This window comes from Maricaulis sp. ABE4_448 (genome assembly GCF_056160825.1).
The window spans coordinates 508,653-530,575 of sequence record NZ_JBSWXX010000002.1 but is presented as its reverse complement, the minus strand read 5'-3'; the positions used below and the strand labels follow the sequence as shown (position 1 = coordinate 530,575).

Annotated in this window: 18 protein-coding genes and 1 tRNA gene; 11 read left to right on the top strand and 8 right to left on the bottom strand. The window is 64.2% G+C overall.

Annotated elements, in window-relative coordinates:
• Nucleotides 1-29: 29 nt before the first annotated feature.
• Nucleotides 30-560 carry a PepSY domain-containing protein gene (locus tag ACXAJV_RS08995; RefSeq protein WP_475084400.1) on the top strand — a complete coding sequence of 177 codons (531 nt, stop codon included), beginning with the start codon at nucleotides 30-32 and terminating at the stop codon, nucleotides 558-560.
• A gap of 92 nt (nucleotides 561-652) precedes the next feature.
• Here ACXAJV_RS08995 and ACXAJV_RS08990 read toward each other — a convergent pair whose 3' ends face one another.
• Nucleotides 653-2,002 (bottom strand): amidohydrolase, encoded by a 1,350-nt coding sequence (locus ACXAJV_RS08990; protein ID WP_475084398.1) that lies wholly within the window; start codon nucleotides 2,000-2,002, stop codon nucleotides 653-655.
• Nucleotides 2,003-2,188: 186 nt separating this feature from the next.
• Between ACXAJV_RS08990 and ACXAJV_RS08985 the strand changes: the two genes are divergently transcribed.
• Entirely contained in the window at nucleotides 2,189-3,115 is a 927-nt protein-coding gene (locus ACXAJV_RS08985) for an ABC transporter ATP-binding protein (protein WP_475084396.1), read from the top strand.
• A complete protein-coding gene (locus ACXAJV_RS08980) occupies nucleotides 3,112-3,837 on the top strand; it encodes an ABC transporter permease (RefSeq protein WP_475084394.1) in 726 nt (241 codons plus the stop codon). The genes ACXAJV_RS08985 and ACXAJV_RS08980 overlap by 4 nt, the downstream gene beginning before the upstream one ends.
• Nucleotides 3,838-3,852: 15 nt before the next feature.
• Here ACXAJV_RS08980 and ACXAJV_RS08975 read toward each other — a convergent pair whose 3' ends face one another.
• From ACXAJV_RS08975 to metG, 4 genes are read right to left on the bottom strand one after another with little or no spacing between them, the layout of a single operon-like run.
• Nucleotides 3,853-5,124 carry a flavohemoglobin expression-modulating QEGLA motif protein gene (locus tag ACXAJV_RS08975; protein ID WP_475084392.1) on the bottom strand — a complete coding sequence of 424 codons (1,272 nt, stop codon included), beginning with the start codon at nucleotides 5,122-5,124 and terminating at the stop codon, nucleotides 3,853-3,855.
• Nucleotides 5,124-5,417, bottom strand: a complete 294-nt coding sequence (locus ACXAJV_RS08970) for a hypothetical protein (RefSeq protein WP_475084390.1) — start codon at nucleotides 5,415-5,417, stop codon at nucleotides 5,124-5,126. The genes ACXAJV_RS08975 and ACXAJV_RS08970 overlap by 1 nt, the downstream gene beginning before the upstream one ends.
• On the bottom strand, nucleotides 5,414-6,337 hold the full coding sequence (locus ACXAJV_RS08965; protein ID WP_475084388.1) for a peptidylprolyl isomerase: 924 nt from the start codon (nucleotides 6,335-6,337) through the stop codon (nucleotides 5,414-5,416). Before ACXAJV_RS08965 ends, ACXAJV_RS08970 begins: the two co-directional genes overlap by 4 nt.
• A gap of 27 nt (nucleotides 6,338-6,364) precedes the next feature.
• A complete protein-coding gene (gene metG, locus ACXAJV_RS08960) occupies nucleotides 6,365-8,074 on the bottom strand; it encodes a methionine--tRNA ligase (protein WP_475084385.1) in 1,710 nt (569 codons plus the stop codon).
• A 119-nt stretch (nucleotides 8,075-8,193) separates the two neighbouring features.
• On the opposite strand from metG, the gene ACXAJV_RS08955 reads away from it, so the two are divergent.
• The 3 genes from ACXAJV_RS08955 to ACXAJV_RS08945 all read left to right on the top strand — a co-directional run bounded on the left by ACXAJV_RS08955 (nucleotide 8,194) and on the right by ACXAJV_RS08945 (nucleotide 9,994).
• Nucleotides 8,194-8,628, top strand: coding sequence for a DUF1761 domain-containing protein (locus tag ACXAJV_RS08955; RefSeq protein WP_475084383.1), 435 nt, complete (start codon nucleotides 8,194-8,196; stop codon nucleotides 8,626-8,628).
• An 89-nt stretch (nucleotides 8,629-8,717) separates the two neighbouring features.
• Nucleotides 8,718-8,793 (top strand) — tRNA-Thr (locus tag ACXAJV_RS08950).
• 433 nt (nucleotides 8,794-9,226) lie between these two features.
• A complete protein-coding gene (locus ACXAJV_RS08945) occupies nucleotides 9,227-9,994 on the top strand; it encodes a LytR/AlgR family response regulator transcription factor (RefSeq protein WP_475084381.1) in 768 nt (255 codons plus the stop codon).
• A gap of 110 nt (nucleotides 9,995-10,104) precedes the next feature.
• Here ACXAJV_RS08945 and ACXAJV_RS08940 read toward each other — a convergent pair whose 3' ends face one another.
• A complete protein-coding gene (locus ACXAJV_RS08940; RefSeq protein WP_475084378.1) occupies nucleotides 10,105-13,194 on the bottom strand; it encodes a TonB-dependent receptor domain-containing protein in 3,090 nt (1,029 codons plus the stop codon).
• 456 nt (nucleotides 13,195-13,650) lie between these two features.
• Here ACXAJV_RS08940 and ACXAJV_RS08935 point away from each other — a divergent pair, with 456 nt between their 5' ends.
• Nucleotides 13,651-16,539, top strand: coding sequence for a TonB-dependent receptor domain-containing protein (locus ACXAJV_RS08935; protein WP_475084375.1), 2,889 nt, complete (start codon nucleotides 13,651-13,653; stop codon nucleotides 16,537-16,539).
• A gap of 190 nt (nucleotides 16,540-16,729) precedes the next feature.
• On the top strand, nucleotides 16,730-17,275 hold the full coding sequence (locus tag ACXAJV_RS08930) for a c-type cytochrome (protein ID WP_475084373.1): 546 nt from the start codon (nucleotides 16,730-16,732) through the stop codon (nucleotides 17,273-17,275).
• 179 nt (nucleotides 17,276-17,454) lie between these two features.
• Here the strand turns inward: ACXAJV_RS08930 and ACXAJV_RS08925 are convergent, their stop codons facing one another.
• Together ACXAJV_RS08925 and ACXAJV_RS08920 are read right to left on the bottom strand one after the other, a co-directional pair.
• On the bottom strand, nucleotides 17,455-18,240 hold the full coding sequence (locus ACXAJV_RS08925; protein WP_475084370.1) for a hypothetical protein: 786 nt from the start codon (nucleotides 18,238-18,240) through the stop codon (nucleotides 17,455-17,457).
• 223 nt (nucleotides 18,241-18,463) lie between these two features.
• Complete coding sequence (locus tag ACXAJV_RS08920; protein ID WP_475084367.1) at nucleotides 18,464-19,231, bottom strand: class II aldolase/adducin family protein; 768 nt, start codon at nucleotides 19,229-19,231, stop codon at nucleotides 18,464-18,466.
• A gap of 284 nt (nucleotides 19,232-19,515) precedes the next feature.
• Here ACXAJV_RS08920 and ACXAJV_RS08915 point away from each other — a divergent pair, with 284 nt between their 5' ends.
• From ACXAJV_RS08915 to ACXAJV_RS08905, 3 genes are all read left to right on the top strand, one after another.
• Entirely contained in the window at nucleotides 19,516-20,574 is a 1,059-nt protein-coding gene (locus tag ACXAJV_RS08915; protein WP_475084364.1) for a DUF2336 domain-containing protein, read from the top strand.
• A 12-nt stretch (nucleotides 20,575-20,586) separates the two neighbouring features.
• Nucleotides 20,587-21,381 (top strand): NAD kinase, encoded by a 795-nt coding sequence (locus tag ACXAJV_RS08910; protein ID WP_475084362.1) that lies wholly within the window; start codon nucleotides 20,587-20,589, stop codon nucleotides 21,379-21,381.
• 74 nt (nucleotides 21,382-21,455) lie between these two features.
• Nucleotides 21,456-21,911 carry a response regulator gene (locus ACXAJV_RS08905; protein WP_475084359.1) on the top strand — a complete coding sequence of 152 codons (456 nt, stop codon included), beginning with the start codon at nucleotides 21,456-21,458 and terminating at the stop codon, nucleotides 21,909-21,911.
• Nucleotides 21,912-21,923 lie beyond the last annotated feature (12 nt).

Here is a 21,923-nt window from a genome sequence, read left to right as displayed (position 1 = left end):
GCATGACGGCCATCCCCACCATGCCCGTCATGAAACTCGGCAAACTCCTCCGTGACATCCACCACTGGTCCTCGCCGGTCGTCATGCTTCCGCTCGGCGTGGTCATCGTCGCCGGCATTTTTTTGATGCTGAAGAAGGACATCGACTGGATACAGCCCCCCAGTCAACGCAGCGCCCACGCCTCCGACGTTGCGCCGGACACATCATTGGCCGAACTCTACAGCGTGGCAGCGGCCATCCCGGAACTGGACGCCCGGTGGAACGAGTTTGACCGCATCGACATCCGCTCGGATCGCGGAATTGCCAAATTCATCGCACCCAACCGATGGGAGGCGCAGATCGATCTGGTGACACTCGACGTGCTATCGGTCGAATATCGCCGATCCGATCTGATCGAGCAGATTCATGACGGTTCTTTCTTCGCCGACTGGGTGAAGACTTTCGTCTTTCTGCCCGTCGGCGTGATCCTGCTGATACTCTGGGGCACCGGCATCTGGCTCTTCTTCGATCCTCATGTGAAACGCTGGCAGCGAAAGCGGCGTCGGTCCCGAAAGCCCTGAGCGTTTTTCTCCACCTATCCGCCCGCCCTTGGCCAGAGGCCCGTCAAGGGTCGCAAGGAGCAGGCCGCCCCGCCGTCCTGGCTAAACCGGGCCTACCCGCTCTCGGCAGGCGCCAGGATGTCCAGGGCGACACTGGTCATGCCCTCTGTCGCCTGGGTGATCGTGGTGCGCGGATCGTCGGGCGCGAAGAAGGGCGAGTGGTTGGACGGCGGGGTTAGCCCGCCCTCGCGAAACCAGTCGAGCCGTTCCTGCGTGGTCCCACCCACCCAGAACATGAAGGTCGGGATGTCGTGTTCGGTGCGGTGGTATTGCGAGAAGTCCTCGCCGCCCATCACCGGATCGGTCTCCAAGACGGCCTCATTGCCGAAACGGGCGCGCAGCGCGCCGACGGCGCGGCTGGCCAGATCCGGATTATTGTAAAGCGCCGGCGTGTAGGTCTCCTCGATCTCGATGCGCGGATACTCCGCCTCGGTCAATCCGTAGGCGGCGGCCTGATTGTTGGCGACCCGCTGGATGCCCGAGAGCAAGTGTTCCCGGACCTCGTCGGAATAGGAGCGCACGGTGAGCTGGAGATGTGCCTCGTCGGAGATGATGTTGTGCTTGGCGCCGGCATTGAAGGCCCCGACCGTCACCACGCCCGGCTCCAGCGGAGACAGCTCGCGGGAAATCAGCGATTGCAGATTCACCACGATCATCGAGGCGAGGTAGATCGGGTCCTTGGTGGTATGCGGATAGGCGCCGTGGCCGCCGCGGCCGCGCACATAGATGTCGACCGAATCGACGTTGGCCATCGCATATCCCGGCACATAGGTGATCGTGCCGGTAGGTATCCCTGAAAATGTGTGGAAGGACACGTTGAAGTCCGGCGTCGGGAAGCGTTCGAACAGCCCGTCCTCGATCATGGCGACAGCGCCCTCGCCCAGCTCCTCGGCCGGCTGGCCGATCAGCACCAGGGTACCCGACCATTCATCGGTCCGTTCAACGAGTTGCCGTGCCGCACCGACCAGCGCGGTCATATGCGTGTCGTGGGCGCACGCGTGCATGACCGGGTTTTCGACCCCGCGATGGTCGACATCGGTGTCGGTGGAAGCATAGTCCAGACCGGTCTGTTCGCGCACCGGCAGCCCGTCCATGTCGGCGCGCAACATCAGCGTCGGGCCTTCGCCGTTCTCCATCACGGCGACAATGCCGGTCCCGCCAACCTGCTCGGTCACCTCAAACCCCAGCGCGCGCAGTTCTGCGGCCAGGCGTGCAGCGGTCTCGACTTCCTGGTGGGAGAGTTCGGGATGCGCGTGAAAGTGCTGGTAAAGCGCTTCCAGATGCGCGTCATAATCCGCCGCGATCGCACGGCTGAGCGCATCCTCGTTCTGAGCCAGAACGGCCGGCTGTGCAGCGAGCGACAGGCCGAGCACAGCGGTGGCGACGAAAAGATGGCGTTTCATGACAGCTTCCCCTTTGAGTGGTTTTCGCCATTCGAACGGGGCCCAGACCAAACGTCAATCGATGATCGTGTGGACGGGCCCGGTCTCGCCCTCTCCGGTCGTGCGGGATGGGGGCGCGGATTTTCCCCCTGTGCCGCTGGACAGGCGCCGGACAGTCTGGCCGGACTGGACAGGAGTCTGTGCCACATGACCGAATTGCCCCTCGATGTCCGCGGGCTGGCCAAGCGTTATGGCCGCGTCGATGCCGTGCGCCGTGTCGATCTGACCGTGCCGCAGGGCGCGATCTACGGGTTTCTCGGTCCCAACGGGGCGGGCAAGACCACGACGATCCGCTGCCTTCTGGGCCTCATCCGGGCAAATGCCGGGACGGTGCGCGTGGACGGTCACGACATCCGGCGCAATCGCCGGGCCGCCCTGGCGCGTGTCGGGGCCGTCGTCGAGACGCCGGCGCTCTATCCCAACCTCACCGGACACGAGAACCTGCAACTGGCCTGCCGCTATCTCGCCCTGCCCAGGGCGCGCATCGACGCCGTGCTTGAGACGGTCGAGATGACCCGCGACGCCGGGCGCAAGGTGGGTCAGTACTCGCTGGGCATGCGCCAGCGTCTGGGCCTGGCCCGCGCGCTGATCGGCGAACCCCGGCTGCTGATTCTCGACGAACCGACCAACGGGCTCGACCCGTCCGGCATGCGCGACATGCGCGCCTTGATCCGCGATCTGCCGGAACGCACGGGGGCCACCGTCTTCATGTCCAGCCACCTCCTGTCCGAAGTCGAACAGATCGCCACCCATGTCGGCGTGATGCGCCAGGGCGAGACCGTGTTCGACGGCGCCATCGGCGCGCTCGCAGCCCGCACGGGCCAGCGCCTGGACGTCCGGTGCGACAAGCCCGGCGCGGCCATCGCGCTGGCCGGCGCGCATGGCTTCGCAGTGGAGAGCCGGGATGATGCGACAGGATCCTTTATCCTGTCGGGCGACGGCGATCCGGCCCGGCTCAACGCCGCCCTCGTCGGCGCCGGGATTGCCGTCAGCGCCCTCGCCCCGCTTCGCGCCGATCTGGAGAGCTTGTTCCTCGACCTGACGTCCGCTCCCCGCAAGGAGGCCGCCGCATGATCCGCGCTATCGGATGTGAAATCCTCAAACTGCGCCGCTCGCTCGTCCTGCTCGTCGCGGCGACACCGGCCGTCATGGTGTATCTGCTCGGCGTCCTCGCCATGACCAGCGGTCAGGGTGCCGGCGAGTGGACCATACTGGTCATGGCCGGCTCGGCGATCTGGGCCTATTTCCTTCTGCCCATGACCACGATCGGCCTGGCCGCCCTGATGGCCCAGACCGAACACGGTCCGGGCACCTGGTCGTGGTCGCTCGCCCTGCCGGTGCCGCGCTGGCAGATCTTCACCGCCAAGATCCTGGTCCTTCTGGGCATGATGGCGATCATCTCGGCCAGTGTGGCGATGGCCGCCTTCGCCGCGGCGTGGACCGGGCTTCTGGTCGATCCGGAGCTAGTGATTGCAGGCGCACCGGACTGGGCGCTGGCGTTTCGCCTGCACGCGCAGATGTGGATCGCCGGGATCTGCGTGGCCGCGGTACAATGGGGCATCGCCCACCGGTTCCGCAGCTTCGCCGCCCCGGTGGCGATCGGCATCGGCGGCACTTTCGTGGCCGTTGCGGCGACGAGTTCGGAATACGGGATCTACTTCCCCTGGCTGATGCCGGTGAACATGCTGGCCACGGATCCGGAACGCGCGCAGATCGCGCTCGCCCTGGGCGGCGGAGGCGGCACGCTTCTCTTCGTCCTGCTGGTGATCTGGCTCAGCCGCCGCGACTGGGCCTGACGCCCGCCGCTGCCGTCAGCTGGTGAACAGCGGCTCGTAGCGCGCCGCGACATGGCGCAGGTCGATCTCGTTGAGGAAGGTCGAATAGGCCAGGTAGGACAGAAGATAGCGCAGATCCGTCGCCCAGGGCGGCATGAAGGCCGGCTCGACAATCAGCCCGCCCTCGCGCAGCTGTTTCATCGCTTCCAGATCCATCAGGTCGATCTTGCCCACGAACAGGAGGCGGATCAGCGCGATATCGCCGGCCCGCACAGCCGTGCGCAGATAATTGTGCACTTCCAGAAGCCCGCCCAGATAGATGGAGTCCTTGGTGAAGGGGGCGCCGCCGCCCGCCACGCCACCACGCACCACACGCCGCGCGCTCTCGAAAGCCTCGATCGGCGCATCGCGGTCATTGCGCTCGCGGAAGAAGCGGTAGAGCTCGATAAAGTCGGCGCCCCGGGCGGCCATGTCGATGGCAATCACCCGGTCGGCCAGACGCCGGAAGCGCCGCGGATCGAGCGCGCCGGAGATGAATTCAGCAAAGACCGCCAGGCCTTCCTGGGTGCGCGCATTGCCGGGGTGGCTTTCCGCAAGCACCGGGAAATGCGTCTGGCGCAGCCCGTTCTGGCTGGTGGCGATATGGATGAAGGCCTCGTGCTGCAGCAATTGCACCACGTCGAGATCCGAGAAAGCCGCGTCCGCGCGCAGCTTGATATAGTCGCGCCCCGCGGCGGCCTTGGCGGACACGTCCAGCGTCACCTCGACCCGCGGCGCCACCGCACCGAAAGCGGCCGGCAGTTCGGCATCCAGCCGCGCCTTGAGATCGTCGGCCGTGAGAACCTCCGGCGGTTCGAGCCGCACCGCGGCGCCGTCGAAGTCAGCGAGTACATCGTCCAGCCGCCGCGCCAGATCCAGCGCCGTGCGCTTGCCGTCGGCAATCGGGCTGGCCGGCCCGCCATAGAGCCGGCTGGAATAGCGGTGAAAGTCCGCAGTCCCGACCGCCTCGAGCATGTGTGCGGTATCGGCGACCGTCTCGCTGAGACGCAGCAGCCAGTCATGGACCGGGCTCGATCCGTCGATCAGGCGGCGCGCTTCGGCGCCCCGCTCCAGCGAAGGCCCGGCATCGATGTGCGGATAGACCGGACGGGGCAGTTCGCGCTCGCCGCTCTCGAAGAAGGCATCGGCCAGAGAGCGGCTCCAGGCAATGGTCTTGAGAACGGGCAGCCGGTCTTCGGCTTCCAGCAACAGCGCCGCCGCCCGTTCCAGACGATCCAGTTCCGCTGCTGAAATATCCGGCTGACCCATTACACCGCCTCGGCCTTGAATGTGGCGATATCGCTTTCGGCATCCCCCAGCGTTCCCGCCAGCACATCGGCATGCGCACTGGTTCTCGCGGCCAGCCAGACGCGGGCCTTCAGATCGGCCGGATAGGTCCTGAAACGCCGCGCCATATGGCCGATCGACAGGATGCAGGCATTGAGCACCCAGCGGTCCTCCGACCCCAGAGCCGCCTCGATCTCGGCAATGATATCGCCCGGGGCATCGGCATGCAGCGCCGCTCCGATCATCGACTGGACCGTGTCTTCGGTAGTGCTCATTCGGCACGCCTCACAGCAGCCGGCATGTGACAGGCCTCGATCACGGCCGGCGGCGTCTCGAAAAAGAAGGGATGGGTGCGGTTGCGGCGGGCGGCCTTGGCATCGTGAAAGGCCTCACTGTCCGTGCGCATGATCTCGTAGGCGGGACGACCGGCTTCGGGTAGATCGGCCGCCACGCGCACCGACAGGATCGTGTCCCGCTCAGCCGGATCGGCGATCACGCCGGAATTCACCACGGGATCGCCCCGGCGCAGCGCCTGCACATGATCCATCCCGTCGATGACCCGGCCGAAGACCGACATGATCCGGTCGAGGTGGCGCGGCCCCTGCCCGATGACGATGTAGAACTCCACATCGCCACTGTCCGGTTCATTGCCGCGGGCCATCGCCACCGTGCCGGGGCAATGGATCGGCCAGACCGCGTCGCCTGCCGCGTTCATGGCCGCCGGAAAGCCCGCGACATGGCCGACAGTGGGCGCATAGAGGTCGTCATCGACCATCGGCGTGAAGGTGACGCTGCCGGCCGGCACGGTGAATTCGCCCGCCAGCGCCGGATATTGCGGCAGCTCGATCGAATCGGCCTCCTCGCCGCGACCTGCCTGGGCGACGAAACCGTCGATCACGCGGTAGAAGTCCCGCCCGTCGAAAAAGCCGTCACGCGCCGCCTGCCGCATGCGGGCGGCGTGGTTCGGCGCAATCCAGTCGGCCAATTCGATGGCGATCATGCCGTCTTCGACCTCGATCAGGAGCAGGTTCTCCGGGTCGACCGCGCGCCAGTCGGGAATGCCGGTGAAATCCGGTCGGGCAGCCGGGGCGCTTGTCTCGTCGAAATAGTCAATCATGCCCTGGCGCTGTTCCGGCCCCGTGCGGTCGCACGCGCCCAGCATCAAGACCGTCAACACAATACCGCTGCGCCACATAGCTGCCCTCATTTTTCGCGATACTACTCAGTCCGCCCCGCCGAAACGTTCGGACCATTCCGCCACGTCCGTATCCTCGATCTTCTTGAACAGGACTTCAGGCGGCTCGACGGACTGACCGACCGGCAGCGCGGTGAGCATGGACTTTGCCTCGCCCTTCGGCCAGACGCGATCGCTATCGGCGATCCCCAGCGCATCGAGAATGGTCGCGGCCGCGTTCGGGATGACCGGCAGGGCCACCCTGGCCATCACCGTCATGTAGTTGAGCGCCGTGCGCACGCCGATGGCGGCGGCGTCCGGGTCGGTCTTGAACTTGGTCCAGGGCTCGGCCTTTGTGAGGTATTCATTGCCCAGCGCCCAGATCGCGCGGATCTCGCCGGCGGCCTTGCGGAATTCCATTGCCTCGAAATGCGCTTCCGCGGCCTTCAGGCGTTCCGTCATCTCGCCGGCCAGCCAGTCCTCGTTCTCGCCCCACGTGCCGCCTTCCGGCACGACGCCGTCGAAGCGCGACTTGTTGAAGCGCAGGATGCGATTGACGTAATTTCCCAGCACATTGGCCAGGTCGGTGTTGATCAGGCTCTGGAAATGATCCCAGGTGAAGGCCGAGTCCGAGCCTTCCGGCGCATTCGCCGTGAGATACCAGCGCCAGTAATCGCCCGGCAGCAGATCAAGCGCCTGGTCCATGAAGACGCCGCGCTTTTCCGAGGTCGAGAACTTGCCGCCATACCAGGTCAGCCAGTTGAACGCCTTCAGCTTGTCGACCGTCTTCCAGGGCTCTTCGGACCCCAGAATCGTCGCCGGGAAGGACACGGTGTGGAAGGCGACATTGTCCTTGCCCATGAACTGGACATAGGTCACGTCGTCCGCGCCCTTGTCGGTGCGCCACCAGCTTTCCCAGTCCCCGCCATGGGCCTGCGCCCATTCCACCGTCGCGCCGATATAGCCGATGGGCGCATCGAACCAGACATAGAAAACCTTGTTTTCGAAGTCCGGCCGCGGTGCGCCGTTTTTCGTCACCGGGACGCCCCATTTCAGGTCGCGCGTGATTGAACGATCGCGCAGGCCCTCATCCAGCCATTTATAGGCGATCGACTTGGCCAGGCTGGGCCATTCGGTAGCGGCATCGACCCAGTTGCGGATATCCGCTTCCACCTTCGTCTGCAGGAGATGGAGATGCTTGGTCTCGCGCACTTCGAGATTCTTCGAGCCGGAAATCTTGGAGTATGGCTCCTTGAGGTCCGTCGGCTCCAACAGGCGGCCACAATTATCGCACTGGTCGCCACGGGCGCGCTCGAAACCGCAATGCGGACAGGTGCCCTCGACATAGCGGTCCGGCAGGAAGCGGTCATCGTCGATCGAGAAGACCTGGTGCTCGATACGCTCCTCGATCAGGCCCTTCTCCTCCAGCACCTCGGCGAAATGCTGGGTCAGCTCGATGTTCGGCGCATTCGAGGTGCGGCCAAAGACATCATAGGAGAGCGAAAAGCCGGCGCCGGCGCGCTTCTGGATCTCATGCTGCTCGTCGCAGTATTCACGCACGCTTTGTCCGGCCGTTGCCGCGGCCAGCTCGGCCGGCGTGCCGTGCTCGTCGGTGGCGCAGACATAGAGCACATCATGACCCATCACCCGCTGGAAGCGCGCATAAACATCGGCGGGCAGCATCGACCCTGCGAGATTGCCCAGATGCTTGACGCCATTGATGTAGGGCAGAGCGCTGGTGATCAGTATCCGGGCCATTTCGACTTTCTTCTCTTGCGCGGCGATTGGGGTAAAGTGTTCGCGTCAGGGGCGAGCCAAAGGGGACTCGTTCCGGGGCCGTGAGACATACAGGCCCTTCAATGGGGAGGAAATACCAAATGCCGCGAATTCTCGGGCTGAACATTGTGGCGCTCATCGTCGCTACACTTGGCTTTTATGTTGTCGGCGCCGTCTGGTATGGCGCGCTTTTTTCCGAGCTCTGGACAGGGTTGTGGGGATTCACCGACGCCCAGATGACCGCCGCCGAAGCATCCGCCGGGCCCGCCATGGCGATGGGCTTTGCCATTACGCTGGTCACCACGGCCTTTCTCGGCCTGGCGCTGAAGGCGCTGAAGGCCGACGGGCTCGCCAGTGCCGTGAAATGGGCCGTCTTCCTGTGGGCCGGTTTCGTGGTGACGACGATCGCCTATGACATCGCCTACGCCATGCAGCCCATGATGATGCTGGTGCTCGACGGCGCCCATACGCTGATCGGCTTCGTGGTCGCCGCCGCCATCCTCACCGCGATGGACGGCGTCGCCGTCAAGGACTGATCCGCGACACGGCCGGCGGACGGGACAGTTCCGATTGCATCAGGGGCTTGTCCCGCTCCCCGGCCCCGCGTATCAGGTCGCCCTTGGTTGCCGGCTTAGCTCAGCTGGTAGAGCACCTGATTTGTAATCAGGGGGTCGGGGGTTCGAGTCCCTCAGCCGGCACCATTTTTCCGTAGTCCCCGCACTGCTCGACCCGAGCCTGTCGCCGCAGTCGGTGCCGGGGTCGATGCTGACCTGGAACGCGCGCAGGGCCGCGGGCGGCGCGCCCGGCTTGGCGTTCTCCACGCCCTCTCACATCCACCACAATGCTGACGCCGGCACACCATCCGTCGCACCGGAACGCACCCTGATCGCAAGACGAGCGCCCCGAACACCGCATATCTGCGACGAATGCGCTGATAAACCAGACGAATGACAGGCGCATGGATTTGGGCGACGCAAGGCCGCCGCTAGGCTGACTACATGTTCAGCGAACCGTGTCTTTCCACGGCCCCGGTCACCTTGAGATACGGCCGTCTCGCAATCCGCCACTTCGCTATTGCGGCGGCGACCGCCACTGCAGGCCAGACAAGATCCGGACAGACTGAGGGAGGGAAGGATGCGCATCCTGATCGTTGATGACGAGCGGCTGGCCTCGCGCCGGCTGGAAGTCCTGCTGGCCCGCCGGCCGCAATACGAGATCGCCGGTGTGGCGCGTGATGGCGACGAGGCGATGGAGATGATCGCGACGCTGCGCCCTGACGTCGTGCTGCTCGACATTCACATGTCCGGCACCGATGGTCTTATGGTCTCGCGCCAGCTCAACGGGCCCGACGCCCCGGCAGTGATCTTTGTCACCGCCTACAGCCATCACGCCGCCGAGGCCTTCGAGGAAGCTGCCGTCGACTATTTGCTCAAACCGGTGAAGCCGGAACGCCTCGACACCGCCCTCGCCCGCGCCCGCAGCCTGTTGCGCCTGCAGGACGCGCAGTCGCGGATCGGCGAGCTGGAAACGGTGATCGACGCCCTGCGTGGCAATGGCACCGGGGCCGACGATGCGCTCTGGGTGAAGGGCCGCGAAGGCATGGTGCGTGTGCCCAAGCGCACGATCGACTGGGTCGAGGCCGAGGGCGATTATGTCCGCCTGCACTGCCGCGACCGGTCCTGGCTGCACCGCGACACGCTGACGGCGATGGAAAGCCTGCTGGACGAGCGCATGTTCATGCGCGTGCACCGCTCGGCCATCGTCAACAAGCAGCGCATCACCATGTCCTCCGCGACCGAGCATGGCGGCCGTCTCGTGCACCTGGATAGTGGCCAGATCGTGCGTGTCGGCCGGTCCTATGAAGGCGCCCTGCGCACGGCGCTCAGCCAGATCGCCGACTGATCCCTCCTGCTGTTCAAGCAGGAAAAGGGCGGCGAACCCACCGGTTCGCCGCCCCTCCCCTGTCACGCAGCCCTGCCCGGCCGAAGACCGGGCAGGTGCGTCTCCCCTCACTAGTAACGCAGGGCGATCTGACCGAACACGCGGCGTCCGACGACGTCGTAAAGCGACGGGTCGGTGCCCGACTGCACGTTCGGTGCGTATTCCGGCGGCTGTTCGTCGAACAGGTTGTTCACGCCGAGACGGATCGAAGCGTTGTCGGTGATGTTCCAGGTTCCGGCCACATCCCAGTACCAGACAGCGTCGGTACCGGTGAAGCTGGTCTCGACCGGGAAGATCACGCTGGCACGGTTGTCCATCGACGCGATGTATTGTGCGCGCACATCGAGATCGAAGTCCGCCACGGTCCAGCGCGTGTTCCAGACAGCCTTCCATTCCGGGAAGGACGTGCCCAGGCCTTCGCCGAAGAAGGACACCGTACCGGCATAATCCAGCTCCGGCAGGCTGTTGAGGTCCTGCTGCTTCCACTCCAGCAGATGCGTCAGCATCACGCTGGTCGTGACACTGCCGGCCCAGGACGGTGCACCGAGCCATTCCGGCTCGAAGCCCCAGCCAAAGGCGATGTCGATACCGGAGGCCTGCTGCGAACCACCGTTCAGACCCGGATAGAGCCCGTTCGGATCGTTGACATCGGCAACGCCGAAAATGTCACCGCCGCCGCGCACGATACCGGCACAGGAGTCCCGGTTCACATCATAGGTCGGATTGGTGCCGTAGTAGTTGTAGCAATCGGCAATCAGCTGGTTCACACCCGGCGCCAGGATCGGCGACGAGATGTCGATGCGCCAGTAGTCGACCGTGCCCTGGAAACGGTCCAGCCAGCGATTGGAGACCGGCGACTGGAACACCGCACCGATGGTGAAGGTGTCGGCCGATTCCGGGTCGAGGTCCGTATTGCCGGTCGTGGTCACAGAGGCCTGGGTACCCGGCGTCTGGACATAGGCATCCGGAGAGGCCACGCCCGTTGCCGCGCACAAGGCCCGCATCTGCACCGAATCGGGTCCGGAACGCTGGACACCGGTGATCGAGCACGGGTCGAAGTATTGCGGCGCAGAACCGCCACCACCGAACAGCTCGCCGAAGTTCGGCGCGCGCACGGAGTGCTGGTAGGACGCCCGGAAGCGCGCATAGTCCAGCGGCTCCCAGCTCAGCTCGGCCTTGTAGGCCGGGTCGTTCGAGCCCCCCGTATCGCCGGTGATACCGTCGCGGAATTCGCTGCGCGAGACGCGATAGCCCAGGCTCAGATCGACCGCGCCGAACGGAGCGTCGTCACCCGCCAGCGGGATCAGCGCCTCACCGAACAGGTCTTCAAACGAGTTCGTGCCCGAGTTCGGGTTCTGCGCATTGAAGCCGGAGATGGGGCCACCGCCCGAACCGGGGTCGAAGTCGAACTCGAAGCCGCGATATTCGGCACCCAGCACCATCGACACCGGACCGGCCGGCATGTTGAAGGCGTCGCCGGCAACATAAAGCTGACCCACCGTCTGGGAGAATTCCGTCGATGCGGTCGAGGACACTTCCAGATAGTCGATACATTCGGCGGACAGCGGCTGGCGGCCGAACGGATTGAAACCGCCGGAGCAGATGCTGTCACCGCCATCGGCGGCCTCCAGCAGGATCTGCAGGCGATCGGTATCGATATTGCCTTGCTGGTTGCGGTCGATTTCGGTGTCACCGCGCGAGACATAGGCGTGCCAGGTCCAGCCGCTGGAACCGATCGGGCCTTCGGCACCGAAGGTGTAGCTGGTGACGGTGTTCTCGAAGTTCGACTGGCGCAGACCGGCGGACAGTGTCCGCTGGCGCATCAGGAAGGGTTCCATGGCGCCCGACCCGACAAGGTTCGGATCATCACCGGTCCGGCTCGCCAGAACCGCCGCCAGATCGGTCGGGATGAACGGGTTGGTGACCGGAATGATCAGCTGGTTCGACACGGTGCGGCCCGGCTCGACCAGGGCGGAAACAGCCTGGATGGTCGAGTTCTCGCCCGGCGCGCGCGTCTGCACGGTCGGGATCGGGGTCGGTGCCAAGGCCTGGGCGGAAGAATACTGAGCCCAGGAGATATTGCCGAAAATGTTGACGCCATTGTCGAGATCATAGTCCGCCCGGGCCATGAAGCTGTCGCGCTCCATCGGCAGGGTGAGCAGGTTCACGAAGTCGAAATTGTAGGAATAGGCATCCGGGAAGATGTTCTGGTTGACGTTGCCGTCGATATCATACCGGAAGTTCTCGACGTCGGACGGGTGGTTGAAGATACCCGCCGAGAACATCGTGCCATCCAGGTTGAAACCGAAGCGGTTGCCGACGCTGACATTGGCCGGGTCGACGCCATAGGAGGCAAAGACCGCATCGATGGAGGCTTCGGTCGGACGGTTGGCTGCGCCGAAGAGCAGCGAGCCGGCCGGGAAGAAGCTCGTCGTCGCCGTCGCCTGCTCGGCGAAGGGACGCTGGCTCTTGATCATGCCCTCGCGCACGGAGCGGTCGAATGCAATCACGGCATTGCCGCGGCCGTCATCGATATTGCCGCCGATCACCAGCGAGACACCGTATTCCTGGGCATCCCAGTATTCGGTGGAATTCTCGTAGGTCGCGCGGAAGTCGACGCCCTCGAAATCATCCTGCAGGATGACGTTGACCGCGCCGGCCACAGCGTCGGCACCGTACACGGCACCGGCACCGCCGGTTGCAACCTCGATCCGGTCAATCAGGGCGGCCGGAATGGTGTTGAGATCGACCGTCAGCCCCGCGCTGGACGGCATGGCACGGCGGCCATCGATCAGAACGATGTTCCGGTTGGCACCGAAGCCGCGCAGGTCGACATTCGCCTGACCGCCATTGCCCGGATTGTTGGACGTGGTGGTGCCGGCCGGGTTCACCTGCGGCAGCGTGTTGAGATAGGTGTCGATCGTGATGTCCGCATTGGCGACGACCTGGTCGCCGGTCACGGAGACCAGCGGGCTGTCGGCGACATAGTCCTGGCGCGCAATCCTCGAGCCGGTGATCACGATCACCTCGTCGTCCCCGGCCGTATCCTCTTGCGCGAAGGCCGGTGCCGACACGGCCGCGAGGCCTGCCAGCATCGTCGCGCCCAGCAAAGCGGATCGTCCCAGACCGCCGCCGATTGACCTGAATGCTTGATTTTTCATGCCGATTTACTCCCCGGCTTGGATATCCCCTCACATGCGGCAAGCCGCATGCACGTTCGAATGCGCAGAAGCGCATCGAATGGGGTTACGGGGAGGCTGGCCCCGCCGACAGCGGAATTCGGCCTGCGTCAAGCCGGGTCGGTGAATGACGGGATGTCGTTGAGTGACGGGTTTTCCGGGATGGATGACGCGCGGCCTGCCCGGCAAGGCCAACCGCCGTGTTTCGCATCGATTTTCCCGCTTTTTGTCGCACCGCCGCGCGTTCGCAACGCCGTACCGCGACCGGGATCATCGCGCTGTCAGTGTGTCCGGCCCTTTCGGCTTTCTTCCCTCAAGCGCCCGGAATCGCGGGCGCCTTCCGGTGTTCCGGCGCGTCATCAGACGTCGGGGATGGCGGACGTCAACGTACGAGACCGTCGCCGTCTGGACGGCGGTCCAGCTCCTTGAGGGGATTACATGAGCAAAGACGATTTCAAGACGCGAATCCTTCGATCGACCATGATCGCGGGCTTCGCTGCCACCGGCCTGGCGATGTCGCCGGCCTTCGCCCAGGACGACACGGACGAAAACACCGACGAGCAGGACGTGGTCGTTGTCACCGGGTCGCGCATCGCCCGCGACGAGTTTTCTTCGTCGTCGCCGGTCCAGGTAATCACGCGCGAAGAGGCCACCATCGCCGGTCTGACGGGGCTGGACGATATCCTCCAGGACAGCACGATCGCGATGGGTTCCACCCAGATCAACGACTTCTTCGCCGGCTATGTGACCAATGGCGGTCCGGGCACCAACACGATCTCGCTGCGCGGCCTTGGCGCCACACGCACCCTGGTCCTGCTCAATGGCCGCCGGCTGAACCCGGCGGGGACCCGGGGTACGGTCGCAGCGGTTGACCTCAACGTCATTCCGTCCGCGATCGTCGATCGTGTGGAAATCCTCAAGGACGGCGCGTCCTCGGTCTACGGTTCCGACGCTGTGGCCGGCGTGGTGAACATCATCACCAATTCCGAGTTCGACGGCGTCACCCTGAATGCCAGCACGTCGCAGACTTTCGAAGGCGGCGGCAATGTCTACGGCTTCAACGTCTCCATGGGTGAGCAATTCGACCGCGGCTCCTTCCTGGCAACCGTGTCCTACGAGGAATACCAGGAACTGACCGCCGGCGATCGTCCGGAGTGGGCGCTATGCCAAGAGGAGCGCCGGTTCGATTCCGCAGGCAATCGGATCGATGTGATCGATCCGCTTACCGGTGAATTCAAGTGTTTCAACACGGCGATCTACGCGATCGACCGCGAAACCAATACCCGCTATACGCCGGATCCTTCTGCAGCCGATGACGGGTTTGCTGGCTGGCGCAATGTACAAACAGACATTCCGGGGCGCCGCTGGTACGCGAATGGCCTGGAAGAGACCGCGTCGATCATCCAGCCCTCGCGCCGGCTGTCCTTCGCAGCTTTCGCCAACTACGACATAACGCCCTCGATCGAGAGCTATGGCGAGTTCCTGTTCACCAATCGCAACTCGTCTTCGAACGGTATCCGCCAGTTCTTCCCGGACATTCCGGGTAACCATCCGGGCAACCCGTTCGGCCACCGGGCCACTGCCCTGACGCCGGTGGAATCGGACAGCTCACAGGAAGTCAACACGCTGCGGACCCTGGTGGGCCTGCGGGGCGACCTCTCCGCGTTCGGTGATTTCTTCTCCGAATGGAACTGGGACGTCTACTATTCCTACGGGCACTCCAATGGCCGCTATGGCAATGACATCTGGAATGCCTCGCGCATCGAAGATGCGATCGATCTCGTTGAAACCTCGCCGGGCGTCTATGACTGCCGTGTCAATGTCGAAGGCAATCGCGGCTCTGAGGGTTCCCGGGCCTGTGTGCCGTGGCTGGACCCGTTCAACCCGGGCTTCCTGGATGGCTATATCGACCCGGCTGCCCGCGAATACATGCAGACGTTCGAGTACGGCACGACAACCTTCGACCAGCACCTGATCAACGGCTATATCTCCGGCCCGCTCTTCCAGCTGCCGGCCGGTCCGCTTGGCGTGGCCCTGGGTTTTGAATGGCGCCAGGATTCCATCGATGACCAGCCTGGTCCGGCTTCCGCCGGCGGCTTCAGCTGGGGCTTCACCAGCGCAGGCCGCACGGTCGGCGATGACGAGGTTTCGGAAATCTACGCCGAGTTCGACATTCCGCTTCTCTCCGGTGTGCCGATGGCACAAGCGCTGGACCTGAACGTTTCGGCGCGGAGCACGGAATACGAGTCCGGCCACTCGGGCGAAACCTGGAAGGTCGGTCTCTACTGGCAACCGGTCGATCAAATCACCCTGCGCGCTACGCAAGGCACGTCCTTCCGCGCTCCGGCTCTGTATGAGCTCTATTTGGGTGGCCAGACGTCCTACTATTCCGGCTCTGACCCGTGCGACACGTCGACGGGGGAGCTGACGCCGGTTGTTGCAACGAACTGTGCGGCCGACGGCCTGGACACCACGCCTCTGACCGGCTTCCAGGGCTACAACAGCACGCCGGAAGTCATCACGCTGGGTAACGGGACAGGCCGTCTTGTCGCGGAAACCTCAACTGCCACCACTATCGGGCTGGTGGTACAGCCTGACTGGGATCTGCCGGTCCTCAACCTGCTGGATGGACTGTCGGTCGCGGTCGAGTATTTCCGCTACGACATCGAAGATCAGGTCAACCGTCTCGGCGCGTTCGGCGTTCTCAGCCAGTGTTATCGGGACCCGCTGTTCCGCACGCCGGGCACGCTCTGCGATTTCGTTCCGGAACGAGACAGCCAGGGCAATTTCGTGGGCCAGCTGAATGACTCATACTTCAATATTTCCACCCAGGTGCAGGATGGCTTCGATGTTACCCTGCGCTATCAGCGGGAACTGCCCTTTGCCGACATGGTGATTAACTGGTCGACGACCTTCACCGAGATGGACGAATCCCAACTCACCGCGGAGTCCCAACCGACCGATTACAACGGCACGATCGGCAACCCCAGTCACGTCTCCCAGCTGGACTTCAACTTCTACCGTGGCAATGCAACCTACTATTTCGGGGTGAACTACATTCCGAGAATGTCGGAAAACGACTACTTCGGTTTCGATCTCGCAGCCGCCTCCTATGACGGTGTGACCGAAGCCTACACGACGTTCGACGGTTCGGTCCGCTATGACGCTGACGACTGGTCCCTGACGGTCGGCATCCGCAATCTGCTGGATGAGCAGCCGCCGACGGTGTCCTACGAGGTGACCTCGGTCCAGGGCTCGGCCGCATTCGCGACCCAGTTCGATCGCCGCGGTCGTACGGCCTTCATCGACATCACCAAGAACTTCTGATCACCGAGGGGGCCGGGGGGCCCCGGGGTCCGCTTGTTCCAAGCGGACCCCTTTTCGGAAGTGGGGAGGCGGCCCGGACCTCGTCCGGGCCGGCTTCTTTTTGTGCACCGGTGGCAGTCTGTCGCACCCGCAAGACTACGGATTGCGCTATATGGGTTCCCAGCGTTTTGGATAACTGGAGGATTCCGGCATGCTGCGCAGTCTCGTTCCACTTGCAGGCACCCTGCTCATTGCGGCCTGCAGCGGTGAAAACGGCGATACCGCCGATGCGGCTCCGGCCGCGCGCAACGAAGCCGCGGTTCCAGCCGCGCAAAACGAAGCCGCGCCCTCCGCATCGGCCAGCGCATCCGGCAGCCAGGGCGATGAGGCCGACAGCGGCGATGCCGAGGCGATCCTCGCAGCCCTGGGCGGCGACTATGCCAATGCCGACCTCACCAATGGCGCCCGCCAGTACCGTCGGTGCCAGTCCTGCCACACGCTGAATGAGGGCGGCCGTCACACGGTCGGCCCCAATCTGCATGGCATCATGGGACGCACCGCGGCCTCGGCCGAGGGTTTCAGCTATTCCCGCCAGCTGACCGAGGCGGGCCTGACCTGGGACGTCGAAACCCTGGATGCCTGGATCGAGAATCCGCGCGCCATGGTGCCCGGCAACCGCATGAGCTTTGTCGGCCTGCGCGATGCCGCCGACCGGCGCGACGTGATCGGCTACCTGGCTGTCGAGACGGCTGAATAGAGCATTTTCAGCAGAAGTGGGAACCGGTTCTGCGGTTCGAAAATGCAACCGGCAAGAGCCTGCATTTTCAGCAAAAGTGGGCACCGATTTTGCGGTTCGAAAATGCGACCGGCAAGAGCCTGCATTTTCAGCAGAAGTGGGAACCGGTTCTGCGGTTCGAAAATGCGACCGGCAAGCCCCTAAAAGCGCCGCCAGACAGACAGGAAGAGAGCCCGCTCATCCAGCGTATTGCGGCCGGCGGGCGTGAAGTAGACGCCGGCATGGTATTCCATGCCGGCGATTTCACGGCCGAGCGACACCTGCAGCTTGTGCTGGCTGAAAGCCGGGCGTATCGGGCTCGCCGCCTCCGCATTCCAGACCGACAAGGACTGGACGATGACCTGCCAGCGCGGCGCCGGGCGCCAGCCCGCGCTGATATCCAGCCTCACCTCGTCCAGATCCGGGCCGGCCCGCCAGCGATGCGCAAGCTGGATGTCGGCAAACCGGTCGTTTCCGAACGACTGGCCCCAAAGCGCGCGCACTTCCCACGCCTCGCCACCGGTGCCGAGCGGCTGGTTTGACACATTTTCGCCGGCACCGGGCAGGAGCGCCGTCGCCTGCAGCGTGGCAATTCGGCCCGCGTCCTGCCAAACACCGGCGCGCAGCCCGAGCTCACTCGCGGAAAGCCCCTGTGCAGCGTCATGGATCGCGCCCTGCCGCCGCTCGACGGACTGCCAGGCGAGCCGGGCCACCGCTGTCAGCCGCGCCGTGATGCCGTATTCGGCATAGAGCGCCGTCTCGTCCTTGTAGAAATAGCCGTCATCGATCCTGTCGCCGCCGGCATCGAAACGCTGGTCGGCGCGGTCGGCCAGCGTCGTTACGATCGCCAGCCCCTCGCCCTTGCGCTGCAACCAGGCCCCCGCCTCGGCCGGGCCGGTCACGAGCGGCAGCGAGAGGATTGCCAGTACGCCGGCGGACACGTCCACCGTCGCTCCCAACGAAGCCGGCCGGTTGCCACCTCTCTTTCGCCATTCCATCGGGCGTCCCTCCCGCTTGGCCGGGCAGCCACGCAGCGGGATGTCCGGATCGGGATGGCGATTATACGCGCATTGAGGGCATATGCAATTTTATACCACTAATGATTGCACGCCTCGACGTGTCGCGGCAAATACCCGGCGGCTTCCATCCGCCGGGTTCGGTGCAACGGGATCAGCTGTCGAAGCCGGGGCTTTCGCGACGGACGCGGTCCAGAATCGCCGCCCAGGCGATTTCCTTGAAGAAGTCGTTCGAGGCGATCTCGGAGGACTGGCCGAAGACTCGATCCTGCATCTTCTCGTCCCACTCGATCAGCTCCCCGCCGGCTTGCGCCTTGATCTGGATGCGGCAGGCCTTTTCCAGCAGATAGATCCGCACATAGGCCGAGAACGGGTGATCGCCGACCGACAGTGTGCCGTGATTGCGCAGGATCATCAGGTTCTTCTCGCCCAGGTCAGCGACGAGGCGCTCGCGCTCCTCGTGCTCCAGAGCGATGCCCTCGTACTCGTGGTAGCTGACATCATTGTAGACATTCATCGCCAGCTGCGAGATCGGCAGCAGGCCCCGCTTCTGCGCAGCTACAGCAACACCGTCGTCGGAATGCAGGTGCAGGGCGACTTTCACATCCGGCCGCGCCGCGTGAATGGCAGAGTGGATCGTGAAGCCGGCCGGATTGATGCCGTAGCGCGAGGGCGGCAGCACATTGCCGTCCAGATCGACCTTCACCATGTTCGACGCCGTCACGTCTTCATAAAGCAAGCCGAACGGGTTGAGCAGGAAATGCTCGTCCGGTCCGGGCACACGCATCGAGATGTGAGTGAAGAAGAGGTCGTCCCAGCCGTGCATGCGCACCAGCCGGTACAGCGCCGCCAGATCGCAGCGTGCCTTCCATTCTTCCTCGGAGACCTGATCTTTCACCGACAGGTTTGCTTGATCGTCCATTTTTGAACTCCCCGGGGTTTTCTTTATCGCCAACCTGACGAGTATTGGCTCTTGCCCGGGCGCCGTCAAACCCTTCCGCGACAAGACAAAGAGCCCCAAAACGCTGCACACGACAACACACTCTGTGCTTGCTTTTTACTCGACATCTACCAGTAGGAGCCACCCAATACAGAGTTAATCAAGTCTTTGAAATCGCGCACAAATTGTTGCGGCCCCCGATTAACAAGTTTTCAAGGCGTTTCTGGCTTAATGGCTGGCAACGACAATCAAGAAGCTGCGTCTCCATGCCTGCCAATACCGCGGAAACTCTCAATGTCCTGGCCAAGATGAAGGACCCCGGCAAGCGCCGGGAACTGGCCATGGGTGTCGTGGATCTGTGCCTGGCACAGCCCCTCAGTCCGACCGCCGATCCGGTCGCAGGGGAGCTGCTGGTGACACTTTCGGCCAGAAGCGACACCACGACCAAGGCGGAGATTGCCGCCAAGCTCGCCCCGTGTGACTGGGCCCCGCACGACATCATCCGCTTCCTGGCCTTCGAGCCGATCGAAATCTCTGCCGTGATCATCGAGAAAAGTTCGAAACTGACGCAAAAGGACATGATCGAGCTGGCCGAGGCCGGCACGACCGAGCATCGCAAGGTGCTCGCCATGCGGGCCAATCTCTGCCTCGCCGTCAGCGATACGCTGGCCCGCCCCGGCGAGGCCATCGTGCTGCGCGCCCTGGCCAACAACTCGACGGCCGAGATTTCAGAGAACACGCTGGACATCTGCCTGACGGTCGCCCGCGACAATCCCAAACTGCGCGAGGCCCTGGCCCGCCGCCACGACCTGACGACCGATTTCGCCACGCAGCTTTGCATCATGCTGCCGGAAAACTGGCGCGAGGAACTCTATCGCCGCTTCGGTCTGGACAAGGACAAGGTCGAGGCGCTCGCCGTCGAGACCGCCCTCTCCGCGACCCCGGAAGATGTCGACAAGGAAGCGGCCCGGCGCGTCAATGACGCGGCCAGGGACGGCGCGCTGGACGGCAAGTACGCGCTGGACGCGCTGGTGCGCGGCGAGGAAGCCGTATTCGATCATGCCATCGCCCATCTGTGCGGCATCAAGGTATCCCAGTGGCGGATCGCTCTCGCCATGGGCGGTGTCCGCGCCGCGGCCATGGCCTGCCAGGCTGCCAATCTGGAACGCACCGCATATCCGGTGATCCACAAGGCACTGCAGCGTTCCGGCCGCATGCACCAGGCGCTGGAAGGGGACGCCATGTCGGCTGCGGCAAACGTGTTCCGCATGTACGGCCCGGAGAAAGCGGCCAAGGTCTTGCGTCAGATGGGTTCCAAGGGTTGAATAAAGACGTGTTTGGCAACGTCTTTTTCCCAGAGCCCCGCGATCTCCGATTCATTTGCCTTCCTGGCCAGTCCCAGGCCCGAAGCCAAGGCGGCCAAAGCACGCCTTGAAGAACTGTATGGCTGCGTCCCGCTGGATGAGGCCGACACGATCATCGCCCTCGGTGGCGACGGCCTCATGCTCGACGCGCTGCACACCTCGATCAAGACCGGGGCCCGTGTCTACGGCATGAATTTCGGCTCGGTCGGCTTCCTGATGAACGAGTTCCGGCCGGACGGTCTGCGCGAACGGATCGCGACAGCCGAACATGTCCGGATCCACCCGCTGCGTGCCTGGGGCGAGGATGTAAACTGCCAGCCCTTCGAGGCCCTCGCAATCAATGAGGTCTCGCTGCTGCGTGAAACCCGGCAGACCGCCAAGATCAAGATCACGATCGATGGCCGCGACCGGATGGGCGAGCTGCAGGCCGATGGCGTTCTGGTCGCAACGCCGGCCGGATCCACGGCCTATAACCTGTCGGCACATGGCCCGATCCTGCCGCTCAATTCCAAGGTTCTCGCCCTGACCCCGATCAGCGCCTTCCGCCCGCGCCGCTGGCGCGGGGCGCTGTTGCCGCATACGGTGCGGGTGGGATTCGAGATCGTCGAACCGCGCCTGCGCCCCGTCTCGGCCGTGGCCGACAATCGCGAATTCCGCGAGGTCGCGCGGGTGGATATCGTCGAGGCGAATGACGTCACGCTTACCCTGCTGTATGACAAGGGGCGCGACCTGGCCGAGCGCATCCTGATCGAACAGTTCGAAAGCTGATCCGTTTAGGCTGACGTTAAGCAAGGCCGGCTAGTATTCGAGTCGAATTGACCCGAACCGGATTCGCCGACGCCATGACTGCACCCGAACGACCCACCGATCTGAGCCGCCTGCGCGTGCTGCTGGTCGATGACAACGCTGCCCTGCGCGGCGCGCTGCGGGTGTCCCTGAATGCGTTCGGCTGCGCCCAGGTCATCGAGGCTGATACGGTGGACCGCGCGCTTGATGTGCTGGCCAGCCGTCCGGTCGATCTCGTCATTACCGACTGGAAGATGCAGCCGCGCGACGGGCTGGACTTCGTACGCACCTTGCGCCGCAGTTCCGCCAGCCCGGCCGCCTTCATCCCGGTCATCATGCTGAGCGGTTATTCCGATCGCCAGCGCATCGCCGAGGCCAAGGCCGCCGGCGTCGACACCTTCCTGGTCAAGCCCTTCACCGCGGCCTCCCTGGCCGGCGCGCTGAGCGAGACCCTGAGCCGCTTTTCCGGGCATGCCGATGTTGGCCATGCCGCCCATTCCCCCGCGAACTGAGAGGGATAAGAC

What these genes read in the sequence shown, in the direction of transcription:
- ACXAJV_RS08975 (WP_475084392.1), bottom strand. Translation starts at nt 5,124, where the DNA reads ATGGGTCAGCCGGATATTTCAGCAGCGGAACTGGATCGTCTGGAACGG.
- ACXAJV_RS08955 (WP_475084383.1), top strand. Translation starts at nt 8,194, where the DNA reads ATGCCGCGAATTCTCGGGCTGAACATTGTGGCGCTCATCGTCGCTACA.
- ACXAJV_RS08965 (WP_475084388.1), bottom strand. Translation starts at nt 6,337, where the DNA reads ATGTGGCGCAGCGGTATTGTGTTGACGGTCTTGATGCTGGGCGCGTGC.
- ACXAJV_RS08940 (WP_475084378.1), bottom strand. Translation starts at nt 13,194, where the DNA reads ATGAAAAATCAAGCATTCAGGTCAATCGGCGGCGGTCTGGGACGATCC.
- ACXAJV_RS08995 (WP_475084400.1), top strand. Translation starts at nt 30, where the DNA reads ATGAAACTCGGCAAACTCCTCCGTGACATCCACCACTGGTCCTCGCCG.
- ACXAJV_RS08985 (WP_475084396.1), top strand. Translation starts at nt 2,189, where the DNA reads ATGACCGAATTGCCCCTCGATGTCCGCGGGCTGGCCAAGCGTTATGGC.
- metG (WP_475084385.1), bottom strand. Translation starts at nt 8,074, where the DNA reads ATGGCCCGGATACTGATCACCAGCGCTCTGCCCTACATCAATGGCGTC.
- ACXAJV_RS08935 (WP_475084375.1), top strand. Translation starts at nt 13,651, where the DNA reads ATGAGCAAAGACGATTTCAAGACGCGAATCCTTCGATCGACCATGATC.
- ACXAJV_RS08920 (WP_475084367.1), bottom strand. Translation starts at nt 19,231, where the DNA reads ATGGACGATCAAGCAAACCTGTCGGTGAAAGATCAGGTCTCCGAGGAA.
- ACXAJV_RS08980 (WP_475084394.1), top strand. Translation starts at nt 3,112, where the DNA reads ATGATCCGCGCTATCGGATGTGAAATCCTCAAACTGCGCCGCTCGCTC.
- ACXAJV_RS08970 (WP_475084390.1), bottom strand. Translation starts at nt 5,417, where the DNA reads ATGAGCACTACCGAAGACACGGTCCAGTCGATGATCGGAGCGGCGCTG.
- ACXAJV_RS08905 (WP_475084359.1), top strand. Translation starts at nt 21,456, where the DNA reads ATGACTGCACCCGAACGACCCACCGATCTGAGCCGCCTGCGCGTGCTG.
- ACXAJV_RS08930 (WP_475084373.1), top strand. Translation starts at nt 16,730, where the DNA reads ATGCTGCGCAGTCTCGTTCCACTTGCAGGCACCCTGCTCATTGCGGCC.
- ACXAJV_RS08945 (WP_475084381.1), top strand. Translation starts at nt 9,227, where the DNA reads ATGCGCATCCTGATCGTTGATGACGAGCGGCTGGCCTCGCGCCGGCTG.
- ACXAJV_RS08990 (WP_475084398.1), bottom strand. Translation starts at nt 2,002, where the DNA reads ATGAAACGCCATCTTTTCGTCGCCACCGCTGTGCTCGGCCTGTCGCTC.
- ACXAJV_RS08915 (WP_475084364.1), top strand. Translation starts at nt 19,516, where the DNA reads ATGCCTGCCAATACCGCGGAAACTCTCAATGTCCTGGCCAAGATGAAG.